Annotated in this window: 11 protein-coding genes; 3 read left to right on the forward strand and 8 right to left on the reverse strand. The window is 36.4% G+C overall.

What is annotated here, in order from left to right:
• Positions 1-30: 30 nt before the first annotated feature.
• The 4 genes from ND811_RS01025 to ND811_RS01040 are packed head-to-tail and all read right to left on the reverse strand — an operon-like array spanning position 31 to position 4,027.
• Positions 31-513, reverse strand: coding sequence for a DUF4442 domain-containing protein (locus ND811_RS01025; RefSeq protein WP_265350769.1), 483 nt, complete (start codon positions 511-513; stop codon positions 31-33).
• Positions 510-1,403, reverse strand: a complete 894-nt coding sequence (locus ND811_RS01030; RefSeq protein WP_265350768.1) for a DMT family transporter — start codon at positions 1,401-1,403, stop codon at positions 510-512. Before ND811_RS01030 ends, ND811_RS01025 begins: the two co-directional genes overlap by 4 nt.
• Positions 1,400-2,266 carry an AEC family transporter gene (locus tag ND811_RS01035; RefSeq protein ID WP_265350767.1) on the reverse strand — a complete coding sequence of 289 codons (867 nt, stop codon included), beginning with the start codon at positions 2,264-2,266 and terminating at the stop codon, positions 1,400-1,402. The genes ND811_RS01030 and ND811_RS01035 overlap by 4 nt, the downstream gene beginning before the upstream one ends.
• Before the next feature lie 45 nt (positions 2,267-2,311).
• The gene (locus tag ND811_RS01040; protein ID WP_265350766.1) at positions 2,312-4,027 is read right to left on the reverse strand and encodes an acyl-CoA dehydrogenase family protein; all 1,716 of its coding nucleotides are present in this window, start codon (positions 4,025-4,027) and stop codon (positions 2,312-2,314) included.
• An 81-nt stretch (positions 4,028-4,108) separates the two neighbouring features.
• Between ND811_RS01040 and ND811_RS01045 the strand changes: the two genes are divergently transcribed.
• On the forward strand, positions 4,109-4,981 hold the full coding sequence (locus tag ND811_RS01045; protein WP_265350765.1) for a molecular chaperone DnaJ: 873 nt from the start codon (positions 4,109-4,111) through the stop codon (positions 4,979-4,981).
• Between the two features lie 43 nt (positions 4,982-5,024).
• Here the strand turns inward: ND811_RS01045 and ND811_RS01050 are convergent, their stop codons facing one another.
• Positions 5,025-5,570: a YceI family protein gene (locus ND811_RS01050; protein WP_265350764.1), complete on the reverse strand. Its 546-nt coding sequence runs from the start codon at positions 5,568-5,570 to the stop codon at positions 5,025-5,027.
• 165 nt (positions 5,571-5,735) lie between these two features.
• Positions 5,736-6,473, reverse strand: a complete 738-nt coding sequence (locus tag ND811_RS01055) for a SanA/YdcF family protein (protein WP_265350763.1) — start codon at positions 6,471-6,473, stop codon at positions 5,736-5,738.
• Between ND811_RS01055 and ND811_RS01060 the strand changes: the two genes are divergently transcribed.
• Positions 6,472-7,485 carry a M23 family metallopeptidase gene (locus tag ND811_RS01060; RefSeq protein WP_265350762.1) on the forward strand — a complete coding sequence of 338 codons (1,014 nt, stop codon included), beginning with the start codon at positions 6,472-6,474 and terminating at the stop codon, positions 7,483-7,485. The genes ND811_RS01055 and ND811_RS01060 overlap by 2 nt on opposite strands.
• Positions 7,486-9,492, forward strand: coding sequence for an NAD-dependent DNA ligase LigA (gene ligA, locus ND811_RS01065; RefSeq protein ID WP_265350761.1), 2,007 nt, complete (start codon positions 7,486-7,488; stop codon positions 9,490-9,492).
• Positions 9,493-10,420: 928 nt separating this feature from the next.
• Here ligA and ND811_RS01070 read toward each other — a convergent pair.
• Both ND811_RS01070 and ND811_RS01075 read right to left on the reverse strand, forming a co-directional pair.
• Positions 10,421-10,786 carry a hypothetical protein gene (locus ND811_RS01070; protein ID WP_265350760.1) on the reverse strand — a complete coding sequence of 122 codons (366 nt, stop codon included), beginning with the start codon at positions 10,784-10,786 and terminating at the stop codon, positions 10,421-10,423.
• A gap of 771 nt (positions 10,787-11,557) precedes the next feature.
• On the reverse strand, positions 11,558-12,163 hold the full coding sequence (locus ND811_RS01075; protein WP_265350759.1) for a YceI family protein: 606 nt from the start codon (positions 12,161-12,163) through the stop codon (positions 11,558-11,560).
• Positions 12,164-12,231 lie beyond the last annotated feature (68 nt).

Raw genomic sequence — 12,231 nt, forward strand, 5'->3', positions numbered from 1 at the left:
AGAAACCTATCGATTTACTTATTTTTATCCTTAACCATTCTGAACGGGGAGCCTTCCCCGTTTACGGATATAAACCGTTTTTTCCAAAATCGCAATCACCTCACCCGCTTCGTTTTTGACATCGGTGGTAAAAAGATAATCGCCTTTTTTCTTAATTTCGATTTCTTCCTTGATTCTTTGGATTTCGGAATCTGGAATTCGAAATTCGGCAATCACCTTACCCATTCCCGGTTTTACAAAGATCATATTACCTGCCTTGTCCCAAACAATATAATCGGATCCTAATCTTTCCAAAAGGATTAACATAAAAAAAGGATCACACATGGAATACAAAGATCCACCAAAATGAACTCCCACATAATTTTTATTATAGAAACGCAAATTCATTTCAGAACGAAAATACGAAAAATCGGGAGCAATTTCTTTGATACGGATTCCAGCTCCTACATAAGGTGGATAAAAGTTATATAACCAGATTTTAAATCTTTTTCTCCAAGATGTAATGTTCTTCAAAGATTTGGTTCCTTCCTCTTTTGTTTTGAATTAATTAAATACACAGCAAGGATAGCCAAACCTCCACCAATGATGACGGGAATTTGTATCACTTCATTCAAAATCAAATAACTACTAAGATAGGCAGAAAGAGGGACAATAAAGATAAAACTACTCGCAATTTCAGAACCAAGTCTAGTTGCTGCATAAAAATAAACAGTGGTTCCAAAAGTAGTAGAGATCACAGTTAAATAAAAGATGGAAGCCCAAAAGGAAAACCCTTCGTCCCATACTTTCCAAAAACTCGGATCATTAAAACAAAATAGAAGTTCAATGATAGATCCCACAGCATAAACATAAAAACTGTAGGTCAACGGAGACATTGATTTTCCTGTGGATTGGCTATTGAGTGAAAGTGTAGCCCAAACAAAAGAACATAACAAAAAGAATAAATTACCAGATAACAATAAATAATTGATACTGATCTTCCAAACTTGTAAAATCACAAGCCCACCTATAAATCCAAAAAACAAACCGATCACTTGGCGTTTGGAAATTCGTTTCTTTTGAACAAGCACAACAATAAAAAAAGTAACAATAGGATTGAGGGTTGTGACTAGAACTCCTCCTGCTCCTGGAAGTCCATTTTTTAAACCCATAAAAAAGAACTGATTGTAAAAAGTATAAATGATACCGCCGACGAGAACATTCCAGTAATCCTTTCCTGTTTTCAGTAAAAAGGGAATTTTCATTACAACAAGGAGTGGAATCACAGAAAGAAAAGTGGCAAGAAACCGCCAAAATACTAACACCGAAACGGGAACAGTTCCAGCGATCATTTTACCGATGGGCCAAGAGATTCCCCAAGAGACCATCGCAATGATTAGTAAGAGTAAAAATTTTAAGTTCAAATATAGTTTCCTTTCAACAAAAAGTTGAGAACGTATGTGGTGCCAAAGGAAATAGGAATTCCAATTCCCAACATAAGGCTTGCTAAATGGGGAGAAATATTTTTTTCAATTGTGATAACTGTAGAAGTGACCATAGGGGCCATAGCAGATTCCAAAACAATAGTTTGAAATAATAATGAATCATCTTTTAATGGAGAATAAATCCAATACACAAAAATTGGTGCAAGGATGAGTTTAAATCCAAGTCCCATTGCCAAAACTCTGCCATGACCTGCAATGGTTCGTAAATCCAACATAAAACCAACTGATACAAGAGCAAGCGGAGTGAGAGTGTCACCCAAACGTAGTAAAACAAGTTTTAAGGCTTCAGGATATTGAAATTGCCTAGTGACAATTGCAATAAACAACGCATAGACGGGAGCAAATCCCAAAACTCTTTTTACTAGTGTGATTAAGTTCCACTTTCCATCCATAGCAATAGAAGCCAAAATGATTCCAGGAAAACTTAAAACCATAAAAGTTCCAAGTTGGTCTGCTAAAATTCCGTAACCCAAAGATTCTTTGCCCAAATAAGTTTCGAGTAATGGGAATCCAACAAATGATGTATTTCCTAGTCCAGCAGTTAACACCAAACAGACGGCAGTATGGAACTTTAAAAACTTTAGTTTGTACATTCCAAGAAAAAAAACAACTGCGATACCAAATACCACCCAAGGCATAGAAGAAGGCAAAAGAGAAGTGGCATCTACTTTCAATTCATGGACATGATAAAAAACCAAGGAAGGTAAGGAAATAAACAAGATAAATCCGTTTAAAACCTTTGGTGTAGATTCTGGAAATTGAGGGAGTCTTCGAAAAAACAACCCCAATCCAAAACAAATTCCTAGTAGTAAAAAATTCTCCATACTTTAAAAGGAAAGAAAGGTCTCCATTGCTTTAGGATCGAAGAAAACTCCGTCTTTTTGTCTCGGTGCTTCCAAACCATCTTTTACCATCTCTGCATAACCATTTACAAAATGTAAATACTTTGTGGGTAATTTATTCGTAATGTCATGTACTGCTTGTTCTAAAAATTCAGCCAGTAGAAATACTTGATAGGTTACATCTGCAATGTAAACACGATTCATATCCTTCCAATCTTTTGACTCATTTTTGATGCAATGTTCCAATTCCTTTCGTTTGGTTTGAAAAACTTCGTATGCATTTTTTAATTCCGGTTGGTTACCAGCAGAATTCGTTAGTTCATCCAACAAAGATTGGAAGGCAATATAAACCTTTGGTTTTTGTAAGGCATGTAAACAATGATCTGTGATGATCAGATGAGTTCCTTCCCAAGTTTCATTGATGATGGAATCATTGTGAAGACGTGGTAGAGGAGAAAAATCTCCAATAATTCCATTTCCTCCTAGAGTAAGGATGGCTTTTTGTGTGATATAACTTGCCTGTGATGAAGATTTATATTTCATTAATGGAACAGTGATCTCTGCAGCATCATGATCTTTTTCTGCTAAATGGACAGACCGGAAATTCACAAAACAATTTCCTGTTTGTAAAATTTGCATTTCTGCTAAGGTCTTTGTAAAAGAAGGAAATTCTAAAATCTTTTTTCCATAAGCGGTTCTAAACTTTGCATATTCAGATGCTTCCATCACTGATCTTCTTGCATTTCCACTAGAACCAAGACCCACATGCAAACGAGAGGTTTTGATAATGTAACGAATGAGGTTCACAAGTCCATGACCAGGACGACCAAACTCTTCTGCTTCCACCTTATCATAAATAATTTCTACAGTGAGTTTTCCCCGAGAACCAATAATATCTTTTTTACGTAAGATATGGTGTCCATTTAACTCACCATTTTCTTTGATCCTAGGAACAAGGAACATACCGACGGTATTCGTTCCTTCCATCTTTGCAGTTGTGACCCAAATATCTCCTGGGTTAGAACAAAACCATTTTTCACCGGTTAACTCCCATTTGCCGTTTTGAAGTTTTTTAGCAATGGTCCGATTGGCAGAAACATTACTTCCACCCACTCTTTCCGTGACATATTGTCCGGCCATAAAATGAGAAGAACTTCCTTTTCCTGCAACAAGAGGAAGATATTTTTTCTTTTGTTCGTCTGTTCCAATTTTTTTTAGTGCTAAGATGATTCCATCGGTCATTGCCAAAGGACAAGCAACACCACCTTCTCCATTCATATTCATTAAATATGTCAGCGCATAACGATGAATATGTGGAAAACCATATTTCCAATCAGGGTGAAAATCTAAATTGACAACACCATGATCATAGGAAATTTTTCGTGCTAATTTTTGTTCTTCTGAGTACTTTATAAAATCGATTCGTTTTCCCGTTCTGTCAAACTTAACAACCTCACCATACTTTCCTTCCTTATGGCACTCTTCAGTGAGTTCATCCAAAATTCCGCCCACAAGCTCCCCGTATTTCCGTATATGTTCTTCCATAGCCTTTTTATGGTCAGGGTTAAAATTCTCTGAGTACCGATGAACCATTCGTTGTAAGGCGGGGTCCATATCATAAAAATTTTTACCTCGAACTCCTTTGTATTCGGAAATATCGAACGGCTGTAAAGATGGATGTTCTGAAATATGGTGGTTCATTCTTCCAGTTCAAAAAAAGGAATAGGATTCACTAGCAAAAAAGTCGCCCCGGTTTGAAATTGGTTCTAGAGTCGATTCTGTATGGTCCAAAGGTTAGAAGCGAAAAAATCCAAACAAATCCTGCATGATGTGATCTTCGAGTTGCAGAATGTTTCTGAGTCCATGCAGTGGTTTTTATCGTACGACCGACTTTCTGAACTTTTAGAAATCAGAAAGGAAGAATGCCTGCGTAAGGTTTATCAGTTCAAAACATCTAAACCACAAATGACACTTTCCGGTGGATTCCATGAAGTGGACGGAGACCTTCTCGTTGATTTCCTAGCATGGAATTTAGAGTTGGACGAAGTTGCAGAAGAGTTCTTGAGAGGCGGTATTTTTTTTAGTGAACGTCCATTATATGAACTTCGTGAATCTTACAAAACTCTGATCCAAAAAACAATAGCCAATCATAAATTAGACAAGGAACTTTTATTACTTCTGACCGCAGCTACAATAGATTACGATGACGCTGTGGATTCCTATTTGATGGATAAATTCGAAATTGATTTTTTTGTCAGACGTTCCATCCATCAATTTTTAGAAAAATTCGAAATTCATCCGGAATTCGGCGCCGAAGAATTTTTATATGAATACTTAAAAAGCCTAATCCCAACAAAGATTCTCAACTTCCGAGACATCACTCGAGAATTCAGAGACAGAACCTATTATGAGTTATATGGTAGATTTCGAGAGACAAAAAAGAAAAAGAAGAAAATTGTAAAAACGGTTTCTGATGAAGTCAAAGACTTACTTGCTTTTTTTGATTTGGAACCCGGTGCCGGCATCACCGATGTTAAAAAGAAATTCAAAGAACTTTTAAAAAAATACCACCCTGATATCAATAAAAAGGGAGAAGAGATGACCAAACGAATCATATTAAAATACAACCGTTTGGTAGAGTTGATTGGAAGATGAAACCTAACTTCATTTAAGTGAAAAAATCAAAAAGTGTATCTCCTTATTTCAATTGAATCTCAAAATGATACTTAACACGAATCTCATCTTTGGCCTTCATAAAAAGAAGAGATGGGTTTTCTAATTCATATTCGGAAAACTTAACGACAAGTGATCCATTCACTTGAATGGAATTTGGATTCACAAGGCTTACTGTAGCATCAGTGGAAAAACCTTTAGTATTTCCATGAATGGTTAATTTGCCTTTAATTCTGTAAGTTTGTTCATTACCTGGTTCTACCGATTCAATTTTTACAAGGATGTTAGGTGAATCTGGATAACCCAAAATTTCTTGGATATGGGAATCCCGATTTGCATCTCCAGAAACAATTTTCAAAACCGGGATTTTGATTCCAAAGGGAGATTTTAGAATGTAATGATTTCCCGAAACTTGGATGTTCGGTGGGTCCATTTGAATTTCATTACAAACGCCCGTTACATTTTTTGTGGTATGTTCTACAAAGAATTCAATATTCTTTTTTGTTACTTCCGCTGCAAAAATATTTGCTCCAAAAAACAAAACTGCCAAACAAACTATCTTCTTTTTCATAGAACCATTCCTTTTCTTAACTTCAAAATGTAATGACAAGTAATGCTATAAACATAGCGCGAAAAAATATATAGAAAAAGTAGCCATCTTCTGGCTAAAAAAAGTCATACGACACAAAAAAACTTCTTCTATTCTGAAACTTAGAATAAGTAAAAAGGAATAATACTACTTAGGTGAAGAAACAGGTATGGAACCTTTCCAAGTAGATATACCACTTCCTTGGATTGGATATGGTTTTCCTAAATATTTTGGAGGAGTGTCCCACTGGATGTCCCACCAGGCAAGGATTCTTGCCGAAAATTCTCGAAATGAATAATACGTTTCTTTTTTATAAGTTCTTAGATTACATTCATAACCATATAACTCTAAATCTAACTCTTTACCCAAATATATGGCTCTAGGTAAAAAGAATGATTGGCTAACAAAGATTGCATTTTTTACAAGAAAGACTTCCTTGGCGCGAATCAAAGTATCCAGTGTCCGAAATCCAGCATGGTCCACAAAAATATCATCTGGTTTTACTTTGTGGTTTAACATATACTCCAACATGGGTCGAAGTTCGTTGTAATCCGACTTACCATTGTCCCCTGAAAGTAAGATCTTTTTGACTCGACCTGCGTTATATAAATTCAATCCGCATTCCAGCCGGTCCATAAGAATGGGAGAAGGAGTTTTTCCATAAACAGCGGCGCCAGGAACGATGGCCACTTCTGCTTCAGGGATTTCCATCACTTGGTTCGAATGAACTGAGGTTTGGTAAACATACCAAAATCGCAAATTGGTTGCCAATGCGACAAAAACCAGAACTCCCAAAATCAAAGCAAACCCAAGAAATAGGGATTTCCACTTGACCCTTGAGAGGAATTGGAGCGTCTTATTTATGTAGGTCGCGCGGTTCGTCATGAAGAAAAAAATTAAAGAGATTACGTCTGTTTTTTCACAGGACAATCCGAAAATCAAGAAACAGATTGATAAGGTGAAAGAAAAAGGTCATCAACGGATGACCATTCTCGTCATTCCTCACGGATATGATAGTTCTTTCCACTTTCAAATTTCTCATTTTACCATTCTATTTTTTTTGGCCTTAACGATTGGACTTTTGAGCCTTGCCATCTTTGGGATAGTTCGATCCAGTAATACCCAAACACAAATCAACCAACTCTCCAAAATTTACGGAACTTATTTCGATACTTATATCAATCATGCAAACCAATTAGAAGAGATGAAAGAAGAGTATTCTAAACTGAATGAAAACATGTTAGAACTTTTTACTTTGATCGATGGACAAGACGATGAACTTTTAAAAATTCCTACCGAAGATTGGATTGAAACTTCTGCTATAGATTCGCTTCAAAAAGAAGAAAAAGAAGACAAACAATTAGATGTCGGTCGAAAATATTTAAGCGAAATTTATGACTTCCGTCAACTTAAACATAGAATGGATCAATACCAACGATTGGTGGAAGCAAATTACCAATTTTTATACCAACGATCCGATATTTTATCCAGGACACCACTATTTAACCCAATGTATTCCTATAATTTAACATCACCCTTTGGAATGAGAAAGTCACCTACCACTGGTTATTGGGAATACCATGATGGTTTGGACATGGCAAATGCAACCGGTACTCCCATTTATGCTTCTGCACCGGGACGTGTCGTTCGAGTTACTTACTCCAATGTTGGATATGGACACCATGTCATCATCCAACATGACTTCGGCTTTAGTACGTTATATGGCCACTGCTCAAGAATTTATGTAAGAACCGGACAAGAAGTCAAAGCTGGCGAACAAATTGCCGAAGTGGGAGCCACAGGAAACGTAACCGGCCCACATTTACATTATGAAATATTCATTTCCGAGGAAGGAAAAACAGATCCCGAACAATATATGCAGGCAGGAGTTTACTGATTGGCTAAGAAAGATAATCCTGCCAAAAGAGTTTCCGAACTTCGCAAAGAGATCCAAAAACATAACGATCTCTACTATAAAAAAAATACACCTAAAATTTCGGACAAAGAGTTTGATCTTTTAGTCAAAGAATTACAATCTTTAGAAAAAGCAAACCCGGATTTGGTGAAAGAATCATCTCCTACCCAACAAGTTGGATCAGATCTCTCTCCACAATTTAGTAAATTCAAACACAAAGTTCCAGTTTTATCATTAGAGAATACATACAATGAAACAGAACTTTCCGAATGGTTAGAAAAAACAGGTCTCGATGAACTCTACTCCTTAGAATGGAAAATCGACGGTGCTTCCATCTTGTTATATTATGAAAATGGAAAACTCACTTATTGTGTGACAAGAGGTTCTGGTGGCATTGGAGACATTGTCACCGAAAATGTCAAAACCATCGAATCTATACCGCAAACACTTTCTGAACCCTTGAACCTTTCGGTCCGAGGAGAAATATTTATGACCTTCACTGATTTTGAAGAATTCAATGAGGAATATGGCGGTAAGTTTGCTAATCCAAGGAACTTGGCTGCGGGATCTATCAAACAAAAAGATCCACTTGATGTCGCCAAACGTCCGTTAAGAATATATGTTTATGATGCGTATTTTTTTTCTTCCAGAAATGGAATCAACAAACATAAAGATGTAATTTCTCTTTTAAAAAAAGAAAAGTTTCCCCTTGCACCTGATACTACGATCATCAAAGGAAAAAACTTAATCAAAGAAATAGAAACATTTAAAAAGAAAAAAGATAAAATGCCATTCCCTGTGGATGGCCTAGTGATCAAATTAGATGACCTCAACCTCCGGGAAAGTTTGGGTGAAACAAGCCAGTCCCCACGTTGGGCCCGTGCCTTCAAGTTTGACGCTTTACTCAAAGAAACCACCATTGAAGAAATCGATTTTGCTATCGGACGAACAGGAAAAATCACACCGAGAGCAAAAGTCATTCCCATCTCGCTCGCAGGCACTACTGTCACATACGCCACCTTACACAACCAAGACTATATCGATCAATTAGGTGCAGGGATAGGTGCAAAAGTATTAATCTCCAAACGCGGAGAGATCATTCCTGCTGTCGAAAAAGTTACAGTTCCCCCAAAATCCGTTTTTGTATTACCAAAAGAATGTCCTGCTTGCAAAACAAAATTAACAAAGGTAGACGACTCTGTTGATTTTTTCTGCACCAATCGAAATTGTCCAGAACGCAAATTAAACCAACTCATTTTCTTTTGTTCCAAAAAACAAATGAATATCGAAGGGCTCGGCGAAAAACAAATTCAAATTTTCTTTGAAAAAGGTTGGGTCAAAGACATTCCTGATTTATACACATTAAATAAATACAAAGACGCCATACTAGAGTTAGATGGTTTCGGCGAAAAATCGGTAAAAATTATTTTTGATGCCATCGAAAAATCTAAAGAAAAAGATTTTCGGTTTACCTTACCTTCGATTGGGCTAAACGAAGTTGGACCTAAGGTTACAGAAATCCTTATTGAAAATGGATTTGACTCTTGGGAAAAACTTGTCACTCTTTCCAAGTCGAAAAATGCAGAAGAAGAACTAACCTCCATTCATGGCATTGGTCCACGTACCATTGAAGCCTTACTCACTCACTTACAAGACAAAGAAACCTTAAAACTCGTTAGCACTCTCACCAAACTTGGTCTTAAATTCCAAGCAGACGAAACAGAAAAAAGCGATATACAACCGTTTGTTGGTCAAAGTTGGTGTGTGACAGGGAGTTTCGAAAATTTCCAACCTCGAGATATAGCAATGGACCTCATCACCAAACATGGGGGGAAAAAAGTTTCTGGCGTTTCTTCGAAAACCACTCACTTACTGTATGGTCCCGGTGCCGGTTCCAAACTGGAAAAAGCTACCGAACTCGGAGTGACTTTAGTTTCAGAATCCGAATTTTTAAAGTTATTGAAAAGAGAAGGGATCCCATTGTCATAATGGGAAAACTTTATTTGTAACACTAACAACAAGTTTGATGAGTTTTTATACACACTACAAATAAACGCAGAGAAAATGGCGGTTATGCGCAATACATTTATCACCGGACAGTTCGTACGTTATCCGAGTTACAATTAACAGCAGCCTCAATATCCTCCACAATAGTGGAGAAGTCTTGATTTAGAAAAGAATGAACTGATCATTTTCTGGGCGCCTCGAATCCGTTAGGTGAATCATATTCGATCCTAATACCGACCGCGCTATCCGCTCCAATCTTTCCAATCTATTCGTGAATCAAAATATAAAGTTTATGGAAAGGATTTCCGCTACTATCGCTGGCACGGGGGTTTGGGATAAGCTAAGAAAATTCTAAAAAGATACGTCTGTGTTAATGGTATACCATCATCAATTTCCTATGGAGCTATAAACCAAATGTGTAGCAATAGATAACTATGCATTTATACGAATTTCAGATAAACGCAGAAAATATTGCCGACTATTTGTATTGCGTTTATCGCTCGCCTGTTCTCAGGTTATCCGAGTTGCAATTAACCGCCACCAAACCCCCGTCCCCTCACCCATTCTTCACAAACCAAGAGATGGAAATTGTAAATTAGAATCCACTCCTGTGTTAGGTGAAATTTACCACAGATATCTGGAAGAAGAGCGCTTAAGAAAGTTAGATTCTCTTTTAGGCTTTACTTGCTTCGATTTATATTCTTTACATAAGAATCTCTTACATATAAGAGAAGGATTCCTTATACCCTCGTGATTGATCAATCAATGATTTTTAGAGTAACGTCTTTGTTTTGAATAAGAATTCAATAAGTTCTGTTTGGTTTTTGTCTCCTAAGTCATTCCAATTTGCAACTAGCGTCTAACTTAGCGAACATTTTGTTCAAGATTATAGTTTCGGCGAGGCTCAGGCTTAATTCATTTTTATCTTAGCAATTTCACGACCATCGTTATCAAAATATGAATAGATAATTACAATGCCATTGTCACTAAAAATTTTCAAATCACTATTTGTTGAAATTTTCTTTCTTATTGTGGGTTCCATAAGATTAATCCACTTTTTTTTAATTTCGAACGGATCACCGGAAATCATTGTATAATTATAAATTAGCTCTAAATTTGTAGTGGAAGTTTCATAATCTAAGCGAGTGGATTCATCTAGCAGCATTGGCACTTTTGCATTGATGTTATCTACCGCAAAGTCTAAGATTTCTATAGGTGTTTCTAATCTTCCAATTTGGGGATTGTTGAAAGTTTTGTTCAGTAAAATGAAAGACACGCCAAATTAAAAAACTAAAAAAAGAATCAATAAGATAGTTTTTGATTTACCAAGAGCCATGTATCCTCCTTCGGATAGATTCAATAATTTCTACCTGCATTGTCCAGATAAATGGTAATATATATATATAGCCAAAGGCAATAAAAATACGGATAATCCCTCTTATTGAAGTTATGGAAAAAAATTGCAAAAAAGTTGTCCCTTGAGTCAGAAAATAAGAATATATTATGCTTGGTGATATCACGTAACTTAATATAACCAGCTGAAACAAAAAAATCACCATCCAATACTTGAAAAAAGGATCAACTTGCATTTTAAAATGGTCGAAGGAAAAATCTTTTCTCTTTTTCCGATAATGTTCAAAAACTACTAAAAGTAAATTCAATGCTTCCGTTTCCTGAAATATGAACGAAGAATGTAATGTTTTATTGCTTTTTACAAGACATATTTAGATTGCAAGCTCCAGTATTTTTTTTTAGAAGAACTTGAACCATTATTAATCAGCTGACCGGCGGTTTCTGTTGTCGCTTGCGCTCGTTAGTCCAAAGATTACTTGTGTATTCATATAAGGTTCACCTACATTGAGTATACCCGGTAGTCGCCCCGCTTGTCCATACATACTGGTTCTTGTAGTGATTCCATTTTTATATATCGTTGTAGACCGAGTAATTGGCTAGGCTCAAGGATTATGAACCAAACTTAATTGCCGAAATACAATACACCCTATCCAAATCGCCAAGAAAGTTTCTTCAAACGATTTGGATTAAAATTTTATTTACAAACTTTCTTTAAAGTAGAGACAACTTTAACATCAACAGTCGGCCAAAGTTTGCTTACACCATCAGATCCTTTGTGTAAATCGTTACATTCTGCATTCAGTTGATTCAATCCAGTTTGAAGACCGAGGCTAACAACATCTACCGTCCCAGTCACTTCGACAATCTCATCTTTCCAAACAAAATTGACAGGTATTGAGGTTTTAGAATTTCCATATCGTAAATTCAATTTTGCAGTGCCTGTGTCCCCGGAAGCAATATCAGAAAAATTACCGGAGATTTTGCCATTCCCTTTCACTGATCTAAAAAAGAATTTTTTAATTTTTCCATCACGATCAGGTACTCCAGAATTGACCGACGAAACATCAATTTGAAACTGAAGCGATTTCACAGCACCTAACTTTGTTTTGTCCTTTTGTTTTCCAATCACCTTGATAGAATCAAACTTACCTTTAACACCTGTTTTTTCTGCAAATTTGAACGCTGTCCATTCTAGGGAGGTTTGGGCGGGGTCATACTCATACGTACAGTTTTCTTGTGCGATCAGTTCGAAGGATAAACAGAGTGCGATTAGTACCAAAGTGGAATTAAAAATTTTCATAGAAACCTCTTGTTGAAATTAGAAAATCTAGAACAAAGTTTTGTCAAGTGCAGTCTAAGGATCGCATT

The sequence above is a fragment of the Leptospira soteropolitanensis genome, assembly GCF_026151655.1.
Lineage (GTDB): Bacteria > Spirochaetota > Leptospiria > Leptospirales > Leptospiraceae > Leptospira_A > Leptospira_A soteropolitanensis.

Excerpts from the sequence above, each read along its gene's own strand:
- ND811_RS01040 (WP_265350766.1), bottom strand. The coding sequence starts at position 4,027 with ATGAACCACCATATTTCAGAACATCCATCTTTACAGCCGTTCGATATT.
- ND811_RS01060 (WP_265350762.1), top strand. The coding sequence starts at position 6,472 with ATGAAGAAAAAAATTAAAGAGATTACGTCTGTTTTTTCACAGGACAAT.
- ND811_RS01055 (WP_265350763.1), bottom strand. The coding sequence starts at position 6,473 with ATGACGAACCGCGCGACCTACATAAATAAGACGCTCCAATTCCTCTCA.
- ND811_RS01050 (WP_265350764.1), bottom strand. The coding sequence starts at position 5,570 with ATGAAAAAGAAGATAGTTTGTTTGGCAGTTTTGTTTTTTGGAGCAAAT.
- ND811_RS01045 (WP_265350765.1), top strand. The coding sequence starts at position 4,109 with ATGGTCCAAAGGTTAGAAGCGAAAAAATCCAAACAAATCCTGCATGAT.
- ND811_RS01075 (WP_265350759.1), bottom strand. The coding sequence starts at position 12,163 with ATGAAAATTTTTAATTCCACTTTGGTACTAATCGCACTCTGTTTATCC.